The 17,293-nt window shown below is 42.6% G+C and carries 16 protein-coding genes and 1 pseudogene; 3 read left to right on the top strand and 14 right to left on the bottom strand.

Features of this window, described 5'->3' with window-relative positions; translation table 11 throughout:
* Nucleotide 1: 1 nt before the first annotated feature.
* The 5 genes from U2P91_RS05595 to U2P91_RS05575 form a co-directional block, all read right to left on the bottom strand.
* Nucleotides 2-751 carry a SagB/ThcOx family dehydrogenase gene (locus U2P91_RS05595; RefSeq protein WP_322519246.1) on the bottom strand — a complete coding sequence of 250 codons (750 nt, stop codon included), beginning with the start codon at nucleotides 749-751 and terminating at the stop codon, nucleotides 2-4.
* Between the two features lie 339 nt (nucleotides 752-1,090).
* Nucleotides 1,091-1,546, bottom strand: coding sequence for an IS200/IS605 family transposase (gene tnpA / locus U2P91_RS05590; protein ID WP_322519245.1), 456 nt, complete (start codon nucleotides 1,544-1,546; stop codon nucleotides 1,091-1,093).
* Between the two features lie 45 nt (nucleotides 1,547-1,591).
* Nucleotides 1,592-1,735, bottom strand: coding sequence for a hypothetical protein (locus tag U2P91_RS05585; RefSeq protein ID WP_322519244.1), 144 nt, complete (start codon nucleotides 1,733-1,735; stop codon nucleotides 1,592-1,594).
* Nucleotides 1,732-2,022 (bottom strand): MoaD/ThiS family protein, encoded by a 291-nt coding sequence (locus U2P91_RS05580; protein ID WP_322519243.1) that lies wholly within the window; start codon nucleotides 2,020-2,022, stop codon nucleotides 1,732-1,734. The genes U2P91_RS05585 and U2P91_RS05580 overlap by 4 nt, the downstream gene beginning before the upstream one ends.
* 23 nt (nucleotides 2,023-2,045) lie before the next feature.
* Nucleotides 2,046-3,929, bottom strand: a complete 1,884-nt coding sequence (locus tag U2P91_RS05575; protein ID WP_322519242.1) for an aldehyde ferredoxin oxidoreductase family protein — start codon at nucleotides 3,927-3,929, stop codon at nucleotides 2,046-2,048.
* A 273-nt stretch (nucleotides 3,930-4,202) separates the two neighbouring features.
* Between U2P91_RS05575 and U2P91_RS05570 the strand changes: the two genes are divergently transcribed.
* Nucleotides 4,203-5,096, top strand: a complete 894-nt coding sequence (locus tag U2P91_RS05570; protein WP_111889657.1) for a PLP-dependent cysteine synthase family protein — start codon at nucleotides 4,203-4,205, stop codon at nucleotides 5,094-5,096.
* 296 nt (nucleotides 5,097-5,392) lie between these two features.
* On the opposite strand, the gene U2P91_RS05565 is transcribed toward U2P91_RS05570, so the two are convergent.
* From U2P91_RS05565 to U2P91_RS05555, 3 genes are all read right to left on the bottom strand, one after another.
* A complete protein-coding gene (locus U2P91_RS05565; RefSeq protein WP_322519241.1) occupies nucleotides 5,393-6,409 on the bottom strand; it encodes a DUF2804 domain-containing protein in 1,017 nt (338 codons plus the stop codon).
* Between the two features lie 177 nt (nucleotides 6,410-6,586).
* Nucleotides 6,587-8,602 carry a M13-type metalloendopeptidase gene (locus tag U2P91_RS05560; RefSeq protein WP_111886793.1) on the bottom strand — a complete coding sequence of 672 codons (2,016 nt, stop codon included), beginning with the start codon at nucleotides 8,600-8,602 and terminating at the stop codon, nucleotides 6,587-6,589.
* A gap of 114 nt (nucleotides 8,603-8,716) precedes the next feature.
* Nucleotides 8,717-10,423, bottom strand: coding sequence for a S8 family serine peptidase (locus U2P91_RS05555; RefSeq protein ID WP_111886792.1), 1,707 nt, complete (start codon nucleotides 10,421-10,423; stop codon nucleotides 8,717-8,719).
* 346 nt (nucleotides 10,424-10,769) lie between these two features.
* On the opposite strand from U2P91_RS05555, the gene U2P91_RS05550 reads away from it, so the two are divergent.
* Nucleotides 10,770-11,984: a pentapeptide repeat-containing protein gene (locus U2P91_RS05550; RefSeq protein WP_111886791.1), complete on the top strand. Its 1,215-nt coding sequence runs from the start codon at nucleotides 10,770-10,772 to the stop codon at nucleotides 11,982-11,984.
* Nucleotides 11,985-11,999: 15 nt separating this feature from the next.
* Nucleotides 12,000-12,389 (top strand): response regulator, encoded by a 390-nt coding sequence (locus tag U2P91_RS05545; protein ID WP_111886790.1) that lies wholly within the window; start codon nucleotides 12,000-12,002, stop codon nucleotides 12,387-12,389.
* 177 nt (nucleotides 12,390-12,566) lie between these two features.
* Here U2P91_RS05545 and U2P91_RS05540 read toward each other — a convergent pair whose 3' ends face one another.
* The 6 genes and pseudogenes from U2P91_RS05540 to U2P91_RS05515 all read right to left on the bottom strand — a co-directional run.
* Nucleotides 12,567-13,409, bottom strand: a complete 843-nt coding sequence (locus tag U2P91_RS05540; RefSeq protein WP_111886789.1) for a prenyltransferase — start codon at nucleotides 13,407-13,409, stop codon at nucleotides 12,567-12,569.
* A gap of 202 nt (nucleotides 13,410-13,611) precedes the next feature.
* Nucleotides 13,612-14,553 (bottom strand): alpha/beta fold hydrolase, encoded by a 942-nt coding sequence (locus U2P91_RS05535; protein ID WP_111886788.1) that lies wholly within the window; start codon nucleotides 14,551-14,553, stop codon nucleotides 13,612-13,614.
* Between the two features lie 86 nt (nucleotides 14,554-14,639).
* Complete coding sequence (locus U2P91_RS05530; RefSeq protein WP_111886787.1) at nucleotides 14,640-15,125, bottom strand: hypothetical protein; 486 nt, start codon at nucleotides 15,123-15,125, stop codon at nucleotides 14,640-14,642.
* An 11-nt stretch (nucleotides 15,126-15,136) separates the two neighbouring features.
* Complete coding sequence (locus U2P91_RS05525) at nucleotides 15,137-15,883, bottom strand: hypothetical protein (RefSeq protein WP_111886786.1); 747 nt, start codon at nucleotides 15,881-15,883, stop codon at nucleotides 15,137-15,139.
* A 264-nt stretch (nucleotides 15,884-16,147) separates the two neighbouring features.
* Nucleotides 16,148-16,774, bottom strand: coding sequence for a DsbA family oxidoreductase (locus U2P91_RS05520; RefSeq protein ID WP_111886785.1), 627 nt, complete (start codon nucleotides 16,772-16,774; stop codon nucleotides 16,148-16,150).
* A gap of 225 nt (nucleotides 16,775-16,999) precedes the next feature.
* Nucleotides 17,000-17,293, bottom strand: a pseudogene (locus U2P91_RS05515) (hypothetical protein); the annotation flags it as partial.

Below are 17,293 nucleotides of genomic sequence, written 5' to 3'. Positions count from 1 at the left end.
ATCAAACTTTCCCAATTGGTGCCATATAAACGACGAACTCATCTTCGCCATCTATACTAAGGAGGCGATCGGCAGCTTGCTGATCATAAGCTGCGATGGCACAGGTTCCGGCACCAATGGCTTCGCAGGCGAGATAGAGGTTTTGACAGATATGTCCGGCATCCAAAGCTATTACCTTGTATGAGGCCTCAGCATAGCGCCATTCCATCCGATAGGAAATGGTTGTCCAGATAAAGGTAACGGCACTTGATCCGGCAAATTTTTGATTTAATGCCGCCTCTGTCATCCTTTCTTTGAGATGATCCGGTGATAATTCTAGAACTAATTGGTGCTGGGACGGCAAGTACCGATAGATTCCCGTTTCCAGGCCGTCCACATTGAATACCGCCAGATAGGTTTCCAGGGCATGACGATTTCCCGCTGAGGGAACGGTTCTCAGAGCATTTTTCTGTTGCCACTTGCGAACTCCCTGGGTGGCCCAGAGAAGAAATGACAATTCGTCAATGGACAAGGCTTCATTGCTAAATCTACGCCGTGATTCTCGGCGTAAAATGGCTGTCTTTAAAGACACTTCACCGATCTTAACCGCTTCAGGCTCAATTAAAGGTATTTTCTTTGCATCCAATGGACATGGTTTTTCAATCGGCGGGGCTGGGACGCCCATATTCTGATCGGTCCTTTTAAAATCAGTTTCCTGTCGAATATCGTCTTTCAAGAAGTACTTTAAGGTTTTAATATTTTCATTTTTCATCGTTTTCTGCCTTTCATTGTCTCATGGATAACCATTTTTCTGATTTCACTTTCTATTATTTTACCCGATAAGAATAATTTAAGCAGCAATAAGATAAAAATCTTATCGTGATTGTTATGATTTCTCAGTTAAAAAACGCGCTTCTGAGAAAGTGTTATTGCTTTGCTGAGGTTCTAATCATGTACTAACTATCAGCACCACCCGTCTAACGGGTGGTTTGCTCTGAGGCTATAAGCCTCTGTTACCGGCCGGCGCCTCAAGACGCTGGCCTTCACTTCGTTCAGGCTCTATTGCCTTTGCCACTTTTGCTTGCCCCTAAAGGAGCTTTCGTATTACCAGCTATCCCCTAAAGGGGTCTTCATATTCCTTCACACTCAATTTATCCAATGCTATATCATGTTTTTCTTGTTCTTCGATATATTTCCGTATTGTTGCTTCATTTAGCCCAACCGTGCTAACATAATATCCTTCCGCCCAGAAATGTCTGTTTCCGAACTTATATTTCAAATTTGCATGTTTGTCAAATATCATCAATGCGCTTTTTCCTTTGAGGTATCCCATAAATTGAGACACACTTATTTTGGGCGGAATACTGACCAGCATATGCACATGGTCTGCCATCAGATGCCCTTCAATAATCTCAACTCCCTTGTATTTACACAATTGCCTTAATATTTCACCAATACTTTCCCGGTATTGATTATAAATTATTTTTCGTCTATACTTAGATGTAAATACAATATGATATTTGCACATCCATTTTGTATGGGATAGACTATTTGTCTTATTTGCCATTAAATCACCTTTCCTTACTTTTGATAGAGCCTGAACATCTCTATCTTACATGGAAAGGTGATTTTTGGGTATAACCCTTTTGCCCACCACCCGCATAGCAGGTGGTTTATTGTTTTGCCCACTTTGCGTGCTCAACAGACTAAAGTCAAAAAAAAAAGAGATCAGCAAGCTGACCTCTTTTTCGCTCATCCCCCGCCCACCGGCGGAAAAATTAATACCGTATCATCATTTTTCAAGCTGCTATCAAGCCCTGCTAAAGCATGGATCACACAGCCATTTACAAAAACAGCAATCCCCGTATTAAGCGCTCCGGTGTCATCAAAAAGTCGTTTATTTAATGCTGACCCATAGCTGTTACAAAGTTGATTCAGGGCATCCCGAACTGTATCACCCTCTGAAAGCACGATGGTCTGGTCTTTTTTTTCACCCATCAGAGCTTTTAAACCCATGATGGTGGTGATATGTATCGCAATCATTTTTTTCCAATCATTCTTTTTTTCTATAACATATTCCGTTTTTCAAGCAGTGTTACAGCTTCAGGCAGATCAAGTTCGGCTAATTTTTCTCGAGTCGGTACCCCGTCTTGGCTCCAATTTCTGGCATCATAATATTCGTTGAGCATGATTTCCAGATCAGCTTCGGGTATCAATTGTCCTTTGGAGCCGCCTTCTTTGATGGCTTCTTCCATGATTCGTTTGGGAAAGTTATCATCCGCCCGGGTAAAACCGGCTGAAATGTTATAGACCCGAGCTAGGTTATTAACCCGCTCCCCAACCTTGCCGACATCTTCTTTAGTCAGGACGAGACCGCTGGCACTGCTGACAAGATCAGCAGTGTTTTGCTCAGCAATGGCCGGCAGTGCCATATCCATCAAGAAGCCACACATGGTGGGGCAATCAGTGGTGGCACAGCGGATATCCTGATTCCATTTGGTCAGCCAACCCTTGCCAACCACGGCAAAGCGATCATAGGCCTGAGGTACCGGAATCCCAAATATCTCCTGAAAGGCATAACCCCGATTATGGTCGGCTCCCGTATAACTGGTGGCAAAATTCAGACCATGAGCCTTAGCACCCCGGGGATCATAGGCTGGCAACTCCAATCCTTTGATATGCATGGCAAAATCACTGGCGCCGCCGCCAATTTTTTGTGCCATAACCCGTGAGCCATCGCAAAGCAGCTCTCCAAGTCCTTCTCGTCGAAAGGCAATTTCTTCAATCAACTGAGTCACTACTTCATGATTTCCAAAGCGTAAATCAAACCCTTGCGTGTCTTTCTCACTGAGTAATCCGCGCTCAAAAAGCTCCATGGCTAAGGCAATGGTGACCCCCACTGACATAGTATCTAAGCCATACTTGTCGCATATCATATCATTATAAATGATGCTATCGACGTTTTCTACCCCTACCACACCGCCAAGACTGTAGTAGGTTTCGTATTCAGGATCCGACATTCCACCTTCATAGCGTTTACCCTTGGCCAGTTTCAGCTGGGTACAACCTACCGGACAACCATAACAATGTTCGTTGCCCTTGTTACGGCTTATGCTGGCTTCGACCCCAATGGAAGTCGAATAATCTTTTTCGCCGGTGGTCCGAAAATTTTCAGATGGAAACATCCCCATGGCGGAGGTGGCATCCACTACCATTGGGGTCCCCAGCTTCGAAAACTCGGGATATAAAACAGGGCTATCTTTCATGGCCCCCAGCATGAACTTACGGGCCGCCGCAAAGGCTTCAGGGTTGGCAATGGGCACATCCTGAGTTCCTCTTACAGCGATGGCCTTTAGATTCTTTGAGCCCATCACCGCGCCCACACCTTTACGACCAAAGGCCCGACGCTCATTAATAATCGCCGCCATCTTCGACAGATTTTCCCCGGCTTGGCCAATACAGGCAATCCGAGTGTTCTGATCATTCACATCCTGCTTGATGATCGTCTGAGTGATCTGCGTATCCATCCCCCAAATTTTTTCGGCATTTTTTATCGACACCTTATCGTCCTTAATATGAAGATAAACCGGGGTTTCTGATTTTCCCTCAATGATTAGCACGTCGTAGCCAGCAAATTTCAGTTCAACTGGAAAATAACCCCCAGACAAAGACATTCCCACTGCCCCAGTCAAGGGGGATTTGGTCGTTACCGCGATCCGGCTGGCACAGGGTGCCGAGGTCCCGCTCAAAGGACCCGGCGCAAAAATCAGCTTGTTATCGGGCCCCAGGGGATCCACCTCACCGGGGACCTCATCAAAGAGGTATTTCACCCCAAAACCGGCGCCGCCAATATAATCTCTGGCAATCTTTTCCGGCAAATCTTCAACCGATACTGTTTTTGTTGTGAGGTTTACTCGCAACACTTTTCCCATATAACCGCCCTGAAACATCTCATTACCTCCTCGTAATCTAAAAATGAGCAACCAAGTCATTTTTGTATTCGCTTCTGATCAGGTTTTGTTAACGTTATCATAACATATTAGTAAAAATTAATCAATCAGCTAATTTAAGTGTAACTAAATTTTAAGCGCGCTCAGATCTTCCTGTCCAATTCGTTTCACTCAAACGGTTCTGAAAATGATTGTATTTCACTTTATTTTTGTACTATAATAAGTTATGCACTAATTCTATCAATAGAAAGGACTACTCAATTGCAGAAACTTATTTATAATAATATTTTAGAAACCATCGGTAATACCCCGATGGTTCGGATTAATCATTTAAATCCTAACCCTAATGTGGAAATCCTGGCGAAGTTCGAAGGTTTTAATCCAACTGGCAGTATTAAGGATCGGATTGCCCTTAAAATGGTTGAGCAGGCTGAAGCCGAAGGTGTCTTAACCAAAGACATGATCATTATCGAACCGACCAGTGGAAATACCGGGATTGGTTTGGCGATGATCGCTGCCGTCAAGGGCTATCAGCTGGAAATCGTCATGAGCGAAGCGGTCTCGATTGAACGCCGTAAAATGATTCAAGCCTTTGGTGCGACCGTCACGCTGACCTCACCGACCGAAGGAACCGATGGTGCAATTCGTAAGGTGCGGGAATTAGTTGCCGCCTATCCGGAGCGTTATTTTAATCCGGATCAATTCAGCAATCACTATAACAAGCTCGCCCACTATTCCACCACAGCCGAGGAAATCTGGGAACAGACGCAAGGCAAGGTTACCCACTTTGTTTCCTCTTTAGGGACCTCCGGCACCATTATGGGCGTTGGCATGGGACTTCGTCGGCACAATCCGGATGTGAAAATTGTAGAAGCCCAACCGGTGCTTGGTCATTACATCCAGGGTCTTAAAAACATGGAAGAAGCTATTGTTCCGGCCATCTATCAACCCGATGAGATTGATTTACATATCATGGTTGAATCGGAGATCGCCTTTGATTTTGCCCGTCAAATTGTCAAAAAAGAAGGCATCTTTGTCGGCATGAGCAGTGGTGCGGCGATGTATGCCGCTACCGAAGTGGCTAAAAAAATTGATTCCGGTCTGATTGTGGTGATCTTCCCGGACCGTGGCGAAAAGTATCTCAGCACCGATTTGTTTAAGCTGTAATTTTTTAAGTGACAGGTGATATGAGGCATCGCTGATCCTTTCTCTTGTGCTTCACACCATTGCTTTCTATGTGTACGCAAGGTTCGATGCTAAAAAGAAAGCTGCTGAACTAAATAATTTGGTGAAAAACAAGCAATAACAGCGAGACGTTTTGAATGTCAATTCAAACTATACAACATGGAATATGACAAACAAAACGTCTTTAAAAAATTACTTTCTAAATTAATAGTTAAACCCATACGTTAAGTTGAGCCAAGCACTATCAGCAGCATTCTGTCACCTTCTTTTTTGCTTATCTACCATCTGTTTTTCGCATGTTCACAAAATGCCAACAGATTATTTATGATAACTTTTTTACCGTCTGGCAACATCACAACTCCGTCAAAAGAACCGAATAACTGATGACAGTACATTTGAATAAATGCAACTTTAGTATCCGTCACCTGATCGTAAATTGGTGTCATCACAAACTGAAACTTCCCCTCTTCATCACGAAATTTCCAGGGTTTCATATAATCCGTCGTGTCAATTTCAGTATGAAGTCTGCCTAGTTTATAAGCTTTCCCGTTCCAGAAAAACATATTCTCCGAAGCGTTTTTTAAATCACCAAATCCCCAGCCAATATTAAATCCAAAGTGGTTGCCTTCAATAATGGCTGAACCGTTGCCCCAAAACCATTCTTGTGAAAAAGGCCACACCCCTCTGCCCCAATCAAGGACTGCGGTGCTATTCTCATTAAGTTCAACCCGTCGCTGGCCAAACGCGATGATCCCTTTTCCGCCAAAATAATTTTCTTTACAGTTTAAATAAAATTTTGTCTTTTTGGCAAAGGGTGTCGCAATCACCATTTTTTCATTAGTGATGTCGTTGTTTAGGACAATATCGATATTAATGGCCCCAATTTTATCGTCCTTGGCCGTCAGCTTTAGCTGCCGATGCGTCTTCTGCACTTCAAAGCTCATGGTGTAGTCTTTACCTTCAACCCGAATAAGACTCGGCTGCTCCGGGTCATTTGGCAGTACAATGCTTTTTAGCGGCAAGGGCTTCATTCTTGAAAATGAGTAACTCTCCTTTGTTGTCACATTAAAAAGTTCAGCCGAAAAATTAGCTATATATGAAATGTTGCCAATGGTCATCTTAAGAATGTAATCACCGCAATAGATTTGATAAAAGTCCCATTCCTTCAGTGCGAAGGGATGGGCTTTAATATTCTCTTTGTTATAGTTATATAGCATTTTCGTAGCATAGCCGGGCTTGATTACATGCCCTTTCCGATCCAACAGATCCGTTCTTTTTGTTATTTTATTTTCCATTTACAGCCTCCCTGTGGTTCATTTTAAACCAATATCTTAAGGGTAATTGCCTGACCTGCTGTCCACTGGTGTTGGTTTTGTCAGTTTTATATTACGATTCACTTATAGAAATATTATCAAAACCATACGAGAAATTGATTCTTTTTTTATGATTTGCCTTATTCGTGCAGAGCAAAATTACTTCGTTGCTTTTGTCTGCCAGATCGCTACCCGTTTATCTGGAGCGACATACATTTTATCACCTTCTTTAATCCCATAGATGTCATAAAATGCATCGATTGAACTGAGCACGGCATTGACGCGTACTGATGCCGGTGCATGCACATCGCTCAGCAAATAATTCTTTTCGAGATCCTGAGTCGTGAGTTTGGCCCAGATCGTTGCCCAGTTGGTGTAAACATCTTCCAGCGATTCGCCCTGTTTTTCGGCCACCGCTGTGACCGTGGACAAGGCCCCCAGATCAGCAATATTTTCTGACAGGGTCAGGGTGCCATCAACAGCATCTCCGGTAGAAATGGTATAGTTACCGTAATAATCAATGATTTTCTGTGACAAGGTGTCATAGTTTTGATATTCTGCGTCCGTCCACCAGATATTGTAATTGCCCTTTTCATCATATAAAGATCCGCTTTTATCAAAAGCATGACTGATTTCATGGGCAATGACGGCACCGATCCCACCGAGATTTTTACCATTACTTTGATTTTCATCAAAAAATGGTGCCTGCAAGATGGCCGCTGGAAAGACGATTTCATTATTGGCCGGATTGTAATAAGCATTGACTTCCTGGGGTGTCATATACCATTGCTCCCGATTGACGCCCTTTTTATATTCATCATAGTCAAATTGCCTGTTCGCCTTCCGAAGTTCAATCACATTTGATAGATAACTACCACCTTCTTCTTTCGCACTCACCTGGAGATATTCGCCGATAGTACTCCACTGATCCGGATAACCAATTTTTAAATCCATGGTATCCAGCTTCAGAATGGCTTTTTGTTTTGTCTCCGGGCTCATCCAATCCTGACTGTTGATGATTTCTTTGTACTCTTCGATGAGCGTTGCAACCATGGTTTTAACATCCTGCTTGGCTTTTTCATCAAAGTACTTTTCGACATAGATCTTTCCGAATTCCCACTGAAGAAACGTTTCCACCTCGTCAAAGGCCAACCGCTCGTCGGTTTTTTTCTCAGTAGAGCCATCCAGTTTCATTTCCATATTGAGCTTAAGATCCCGATAATCAACCGGTGCATAATCGGCCAGATCATTTAATACAACAAATTTTGTATACTCCTTCAGTACCGGCAGGTTTTCTTCGGTAAACATCGCATTGATCTGTTTTATTGCATCCACTTCAAAAACAACGTAGTGATCCTCACGAGAAAGCCCCTGAGCCTCGAGATACTTTTGCATATTTATATTACCGTAAAGGGCCAGCAGCTGCTCATAGCTATAGACATTATAGTAGCGATCCGGGTTATAAAACTCCTCCGGTGCCAAGGCCTGTGCGGCCACCGTGCTGGCAAAGGCATACACTGCTTCGGCATTTGTCCCGGCTGCCTCTTTTTCTTCACCGCCAAGAACTAACATATCCTGGATATACTCTTTATAGGCGTCGCAATACGCCTGCATTGAATCGTTTTCCATGTATTCTTTGCCAATTAAATCATCCATCGACTCGAATCCAACCATCATTGTATCCGAATTCATGTCATCCTGATAATAACCATAATTAATCAAGCTGGACTGGCCAATTGTTGATAAAGCGATTAGTCCATCCAGATATTCTTCCAGATTCCGGGCTGATTCAATCTGCTCCAGATAGGGTGTAACGGCTTTAAGACCCTGAGCGTTACGATTGTCCAGATCGATGGCACAGTCGTACAAATCACTTATTTTTTGTTCACTGCTGCCCTTGGGATAGGTTTCTTTGCTATTTGACAATTCGGTGACAATCTCTTGAAGCTGGACTGATGTTTTTTCACCCAATTCATAGAAGAAGGACCACGATCCTTCAGTTGGCGGAATCTTTTTTTCCGCTAGCAGGTCATAATTAATGGCACCATAATAGTCCTCGGACACACTCGGTTTAACCGTTTTTCCGGCATTTGAATTCGCACAACCGGCTAAACTGACCATCAATAGTATAGACATAAACAGGACTATCTTTTGAGTTGTTTTGATTTTTTTCATTTCATCTCCTTTTTTTAAAAATTATTTTTTGTGAAAAGGCATGGCACTGTTTTTAAGACAAGAGATCCCAGGGTCACAGCTAATCGATTGACTGAACTTCAACTGAAATCCAACTTATTGTTTAAGATATGGGCGTTCCACTTTCCCCGGCACTTCACTTCCTTTTACTCCCACCTGAACCTTAATCCCTTCCAGACGGTAACCAAAACCTTCGGTTCCGGCTGGCTCTCCATTCTTTGCCCAATCCATCCAACCGACATCCTGGACATGAACCTGATAGTAAACATCAAAAAGATCGGCATCTGCCCCGATTAACACAATTTTAATGGCTTCCAGACGTAGCGATTCACCCTCGGTTCCGCTTACTTCACCATTCTCCACAAAATCGTGCCAACCCTGATTTTCAACATGGGTTTGATACCGAACACCGATATCGTAGTTGCTGGCACTGGCGTTCAGTTCAATGGCTTCTAAGCGCAGGGCTTCACCCGCGGTGCCGCTGATTTGACCATTGTTCACCAGCGCCTGCCAGCCGTCATTTTGAACATGGGTACGATAGGCGGTGTTCACCACGGGATCTTTCGATATGACCTGGGCCAGAGCTTGATCCAGTTGAATCAGACCATAACCATAGTGATCGTCACGACCGCTTACACCCAGGTCGATGGCTGTTTCTTTTAACACCGCCTCGACCTCAGCTGCCGAAAGCGTTGCATCCGCTGCCACCAGAACCGCACAGGCACCCGTTACAACGGGACATGAAAGGGATGTCCCGGACTCCGTGATATAATTATCCTGAGCCCACAGAGTCGTAGTCTCAACACCTGGTGCACACAGATCAACCCTTTCGTTATACTGGGAAAAATCGCCAATCACATTGTCACGATCCGTGGCACCGACCGAAATGACCCCGTCATAGGCAGAAGGTATCGTAATTTTCCCAGCTTTTTCTGGAACGGCGCCATCATTTCCGGAAGCCGCCACTAAAATCTTACCCGCACTGGCCGCATAAGCGATGGCCGTCTCCAAAACCGGCGACACCTCATATCCCGCAAAGCTCATATTGATCGCCCGCACCTCGGGGCGATTGGCCGCATGATAAAGGGCGGCACAGGCATAACCCAGATTGACCTCGTAATCATCGACCGTTTCACCCCCAACCCGGTATGGAGCGATTTTAATATCCGCGATGCCGGCCACTCCGGTGATGCCAATCTCATTATTGGCAATCGCCGCAATACAGCCACTGATCGCAGTGCCATGGCCAACCTCATCGATTGTCGCCGTTTGTCCTATGACATAATCATAACCGTCGACAGACTTGCCGATGATATCCGGGTGGTTGGTATTAAGACCGGTATCAAGGACCGCGACGACGACTGACTCTTTATTGTTAACCTGATCCCAGGTCTTATCGGCGCCGATTGCTTCAAATTGCCAGGCTTCGGATAACATTGGATCATTTGGTAGGCTCGCTAATTTGAGGTAAGCATTTTTTTGAGCAGCCAGCACATGGGGATTCTTTAAAAGCTCTAAAACCAGCGCATCAGCCTGACTTCCATCCTTGACCTTGATAATATCAACCTGATCATTTAGTTTTTCGCCGGCTTCAATCTGATTCGTCGTCAGCCCCAGATCCTTAATCGTGCCTTCATTCTGATAAATGATAACGATTTGGTCATCAATCTTAGCATCATAATCTAAATCATTGACTTGACTATAACTGTGAATGCCTTGACTGGCTGCGACCACTCCAATTGGTAAACCGGTTAGAATTATAGCCACGATGAGCCAAATAATAATCCGCTTTTTTAATTTCAATTGATACCTTCTTTCTAAATTAAGCTTCTTCTCTTAAGAATTTGTCAATTAACGTGTAAACCCGATCGCGATCAAAATTCCTTGCGAAAGTAGTGCGAACATCACCTTAATCTGTCCGTCAATTTCGCTGACAAAACTAATCCGCTTGTATTTTTTTTATCTTATTATATAAATTCAAACCTTATAATCTATAAATTTGCAGCGTATTTTAAAATTTGCGTCAGATTTTTAACAAAATTTCCCCTTCTTGGTTATTCATATGGATCCGGGGTATTTATTAAGTACTCTCCTTAAAAAATAGGAGAGCAAAGCTTCCAAGAATCATACGAATAGCGAGGTCATCTTTATGGATCAAAATAATGAATTTGATATTTTTTTATATTTGCTTGACTGTATTGAACAGAATAAAAGCAATGATTGGAACACTTTCCGCCGGAGAAACAGAAAATTATCAATAAATTTTGATCACAAAGTACTCACCTCTATTGAATTGACCGGATTTAACTTTCGCAAGATTTCTTTTTGTGATGCCAACTTTTCCGAATCAGTCTTTAAAAACTGCGTCTTTGATTCGTGTCAAATCGATAAGGTTCAAGCATTTGGCGCAACCTTCGAGGAATGCAGTATGGTTCAGGCCACCCTGACCGATGGTAATTTTGTCACGACCCGTTTTAATCATTGTGACTTACGTTACGCAAACTTTTCTAAAAGTAAAATACATCAAAGCTACATGGCTCATACTCAAGCAGATTATGCCAATTTCCTTCATGTTTCATTTTATGACACTTGCTTAACCGGCAGTTCGTTTACCTATTCTGATTTTTTCGGATGTGATATGAAAAATGTACAGATGTATGATACTGATTTCTCTGCCATTTCCGTCGATGGCGAAACAATATTTTGGGATTGCTATTATGATCGGAAAACTAATTTTACCGGTGTTGGGCTAAGCAGTTGTAGAATCGAGCCAGTCTTATTGTCAAGCTTCCAATGTAACATCCGCCGTATCTGGTGGGAAAACTGGTATGAAGAAAAAAAACTTGCAACCGCAGACTATATAAAAACATTCAAACATAACCCCATAGTTAATTTTTTCAAACTTTTAAAAAGTTTAGGTAATTCCATCATCAATCCGGTAGTCAAGTTTTTCTGGTGGATTACCGATTATGGTTCATCAACGATTCGTTTAATTTTAGTGTTTCTGGCAACTACTTTGGGTTTTGCTCTAATTTATACTATTTTCCCACACTTTACTAATGATCTGGTTATTAATCAGTCAAGCAATCATTTTCTTGTTTTAATTAGGTCTTTCTATTTTTCAGTCATTGTCATGACGGGCCTTGGTTTTGGTGAGATTAATGCGAATCCTACTTCTTATATTGGACATATTGTCATTCTTGTTCAATCATTAATGGGCTATATCTTATTAGGAGCTTTTTTGGTACGCATTGGTATTCTGTTTCAGGGCGAGTTTCCGGTATCATCAATTCGAAAAAAAAATTGTAATACTGAATGTGATATCGACAGTAATCGTTCAATCAACCAGAATGATCGTGTTTAAAAGGAGATAATCTGAATGGACATTCAAAAATTAACATGCACTATTGCTGATGATAGTATTTTTTCAAGAAAAATTCTTCATAATATCTGCCAGGAACTTAATCTGTCTGTTGTGAAGGAATATGCCAGTGGCGATGAACTCTTAGCTGATCTTGACACGACAAGCTACCCTGACCTCATTTTTCTCGATATCAACATGCCTGGTCACTCTGGAACAGAACTGATCGAAATTTTACTCGATCTGAATCCAGATTTCATCATTATTATGATTTCATCAATTAGTGATCTTGACGAAATCAAAGAGTGCCTTGAACTGGGAGCCGCAAATTATGTTCATAAAGACGCTGGCATCTCGACAATGAAAGAAATCATTCGTTCAACCATAAAAAACAGTGGCTTGTCCTGATATTTTGATCGGATAATTCTAGACATTGGACCTGAATCTGTCAAAGCTTGTCTCTTTTTATCAATCTCAACGATACCAGCCAGGTATATCGTTTTTAAAATTGTCATTATGAGCCCATGATTTTTAATTTGTTTAAACATGCATACTTTCTTGAACCGACATCTTTTCACCAATAATTTAAACCGGTCTGATGGTTATGTTTTTGACGATTTCACCGTATCTGCTGGTGGCGGATTCAGAAGGACATCCTTTTTGACAGAACCTAAAATGACTGATTTTTCGGTTAGGATGTTCGACTTTCAACATCTGTTGATCATCCAGTTTTTGGCTAAGTGCTTCAAACGCTGCTTTAAACCGTTGATCTTGTTGGGCCTTTGGGTAAAAAGACAGCACATAAGTATAATAAAAAAGATTATACCTTAAGAATGGATATTCAACCTGCATAAACAAGCTTCCCATTCCATAATGACAGGGACCCACTGGTGTTTTTACAGTCCAATGATCAAGAAGGGTTTCTACCGCGTCGTCCAGTTCTTTGCTGTCCAGATATTTTTTTGAAAATCGAAAGGCATCCAAGGCCAGAAGTGTAACATTGGGATTTGAAAATTCCGTTTCCGGACCCCGACCATAAATGAATTTATTACACCGCCATCCGCCATCTTTAAATCGATTTGCTAAGAGCCAGGTAAAGATCGACTGAACCCTTTTGTCTTCGGCATAACCATTACGACAAAGGGCTGCTGCCGCATGTGCTGTATGACAGGGATAGATGGCAGCTTTTGGCGCAATCCGCACCCGACCATCTTCCCTGATTGCTGCCAGCACCAAATCCGCAGCCCCTCGCAACGCCTCAGAATCTTCACTAATATTTAATTCACTGATGATCATCAAAGCTGTCAAGGTGCTGATTGGTTTTTCAATGCCGAGACGACCATCCGGAGTTGCCCAAAAATCCGCACCATTATCATGGCGCATCGCCAGTAGTAAATCAAAATCGGTTTTGTTGGTTTGTTGAGTCATGTTTACGGTTTCCTTTCCATTGGATACTTAATTGAATCAAGATTGTTGCGGTCATTACCTGATACTTTTAAAGTTATATAATATTGCCCGTTTTACCTCGTCATTCTTACCAAAGGTAAGACCTTTCAACTAAGTTAAGTATGGCTGGTACTGTGGATTATAAACATCTTATTCCCTCACAATCACACTTCTGCCGTGTAAATCAGCTTTCCTTCGTCGCAATGATCGCATTGATGAAGTCGATCATGCCGTCTTCGACCGCGTCACGAATATCCCGATAATTGTGGATTTCATGACGATAGCCGGAATAAATCTTTGTCTTGACCTGATTTCCGGTATCTGCCAGCCAGTTTGACACCGCATAGACACCTTCTCCGTAAAGACCGACAGGGTCCTGATCACCGGCAATATTATAAACCGGAATGGCAGCCGGAACTTTCTCGGCCCATTGGGTTCCGATAATGCTATCAATCATCATGATAAAATCGTAGGTTGAGCGGATATTCGGCGGACTGGTGAAATTGTTGAAGGGATCACTGGCATGATCGGCAACGATATCCGGATCGCCAGCAATCCAATCATTGGGGGTCAGGGGATTAGTGATGCGGCCAGTCATCCATTCAAAAAGAACGCCTAAGTAGCTCGGATCGACTTCTTCGCCTTTGCCTTCTTCGATGCACTTTTGCAGCGCTGCCGCCAACTCCTGAGTCTTCGGAAAAATCGACGAGGTTCCGCAGAGCAGCAAACCATCAATGCCTTCCCCATAAATTGTCGCATAAGATCGAGCAATCATCGAGCCCATGCTGTGACCATACATAAAATAAGGCAGTTCGGGATAGTCTGCCTGGACCAATTGGCGCAGGCTGTGTTCATCTTCTGCCATGGTCAGATAGCCTTTATTTCCCCAGTCACTCCAGTTTCCCGATTGAGCGGCGGTTTTACCATGTCCCACATGATCATCTGCCGCAACCACAAACCCGGCCTCGTTCAGCTTGAGAATCATATGCAGATAGCGTCGTGAATGTTCCCCAAAACCGTGGACAATTTGAACAATCCCCCGGGGTTTGCGAATTGGCTTATAAATCCAAGCCTGGATTGTATCCTTTTCGTTAAATGATTTGAAACTTCTTTCTTCAAATGCCATTGTCTTCCTCCTATAAATTTATTATCAGGCTGTCATGCAGCCGGATGATCTTAAGTTAAGTGCACCTGGCATGTCAATTTCCAACGTCACTGACCTGATTTGTCAGGTCGATCTTTTTTTACAATCCGATAAAGCAAGAACCCATAGAATACCAGAATAAAACTGGGATTCCCTGGCCCGGTGTACATTCCCAACCGAAAGATTTGATATATTAGCGGCAGATCAATATTAAAGTAAATGGGATAACTAAACAGAATCAAAAATGAATAAACCACGCCCAGAATACAACCGACACGGATCGCCTTACCGCTATCGTTTTTAATGCCGGATCCCAAAATAAAGATGCCCGCACCAATAAACAGATTAAACACGATGGGTAGAATAAAAACCGATAAATTCTGATAAAAATTGCTGGCATTGGGACCAAAGGAGATTTCATCCCGGGCTAAATATTTTGTGTAGTTTAAAAGATAAGGGAACAGGGTCAGGTATAAAAATGGGATCACCCAAATTAATAACGTATAACTCCACTGCATTATTTTCTTTTTACGTTGTACCATACTGATCGTCATTTTCGCACTCCTTAATTACTATAATCATATTCCAATACTATCGACCGGGAATCGCCGTTTTCATGGATCAAATTTCCCGAGAAAATGGTCCGACAATGAACAAAGTCTTTCGTCCGAAGGAACCATGGACTAGGAGCAATTCGTTCTGTTTCGTAGGAATTGGATGCTGTTTCAAGATCCCATAGTACCAGCTCATTGATGGCACCATTTTCCACCCCAATGCCATTGCTAATCCGGTATCCTAATTCTACATCTTGCAGGCGAACCGTTGGATCTGTTATTTCCCAATCCACATAAACGCCGTCGATCCGGACAACCTGATATATCCCAAAGTCTCCCGTGGCATAGCGCATCCCCAGTACCACCGAAATCACATTATCTTCATCTGTTCTGGGACTGCTGATTTCTGTGCCAGAACCACTTTGATCAACATTTTTGGGCAAACTGACAATGATATCCTGATAATAATGTTTCTCTCCGGTACCATCATTGAAATAAACGAGTTGGGGTTCTGTGCTTTGAGTCACCAGATCTTTATCCTCTTGTGAGTTGAATTCAATGGATTCACCCGTCTCTTTATTGGCAATAGCACCCTTCCATGCGATCATCTCCAGCAGCTCCGGGTTTGTACTTCGCTGAAAATTCTGAGCATCAAGATCTGTTTCGCTCTTTTCCAATGCTGCTATTCCCGACGGCGATAAGCCAAAAATTAGAATGACCAGCACGATCAGACAAGTCTTTACTTTTCTGGATTTCATTCGTTTAGCTCCCCTCTTTACAAATTTTTAATCCCTCATCTTGGTAAAACAAAGATGACCTTCTGTTCTCCGGCTAGCTTTTCTTAATCCCTGATTTTGTTCAAGGTCTATTCAAGCTCCATTCGCTACATTTAGGACAGGGACGCTTTCTGTGTATTTTAGCAATTAGTAAAAGTCTGACCGAGCTGCCCGTCAAAAATCCGGCCGGAAACGACTGCCAGAGATTTATTGTTAGATTGACGATCTTTAAAACCGCTTTTAAACTTATTTTAATTCTTCAATTACGGCCACAAAAGTATCAACTGATTGTGCTCCATTTATGACCTCTTTTCCATTAAACAAGAAGTATGGCACACCATTTATTTGGCGCGAATGTGCATTCGACTGATCTTGTCTGACTTCTTTTGCAAAGGCTGATGATTCTAAAATGCGTAGTGCTTCTGTTTTATCTAATCCCACTTCACCTGCAATTGTAGTTAACACGTCAAAATCTGAAATGTTTACTGAATCGGTAAAATAGCCTTTCATCACAGCTTCTGTATATGCCATCAACTTGCCTTTCTCCTTGGCATAATGTGACAAACGATGGGCATCAAAGGTATTGGTCGGCTGCAATTTGTCAAAATTGAATTCCAGGTCAACTTCTTTTGCAACATTGATAATATTATTATTAGCGGCTATTGCTTGTTCGATGCTCATCCCATATTTCTTAGCGAGCAATTGATTAATGTTCTCTTCATAGCTCTTCTTTGCGTTCGGATCTAATTCAAACGAGTAAAAGACGATCTCAACGTCTTCTGTTATACCTGTTTTCTCAAGGGCTAAGGCAAGCTTTCTTTCCCCAATATAACAAAAAGGACAACTATAATCTGACCAAATTTCTATTTTCATTGTTATTTACCTTTCTTACCACTGGTAAGACCTTTCAAATTGGTTAAGTGTGCCAGGCATCAAGGCCGATTATTATTTGAGCTGCCTTCAAATTATTATCACCGATCTACTCATCTTCTCCCCGATGCTCTACTGCCATCTGGTCTACCCAATCTTCCTCTACGTACACCATTCCATTCCGACCTTCCACCTTACGGTTAGGACCAGGCTTATGCAGCTTGCAACTTAAAGGACCATAACAGAAACCTCAAACCGATACTTTCTTAGCCCTCTCGGATTCCAATTATCAACAATGATCTCAACTGGCATTCTACAACCCCACATACAACTGCGACACTTCGTATCATAGGTTCTTGCTGCCAGTCTGCGGTGTCCTCTTTCTCTGTAAACTTCCAGCAACGGTGGCACCAGTTCCCAGGGTGACGATGTGCTGCCCGGTTCTCCTTTAGCGATAACACTAAGCTTTGAGACTTTATAATAGTCAACCGGTTCCATATCAGGATCAGGAACTGGGACGCA

It is taken from the genome of Acetobacterium sp. K1/6, assembly GCF_034438075.1.
GTDB lineage: Bacteria > Bacillota > Clostridia > Eubacteriales > Eubacteriaceae > Acetobacterium > Acetobacterium carbinolicum.
Note: the sequence above shows the minus strand (reverse complement) of the source record. Positions and strands in the feature narration are given on the sequence as shown.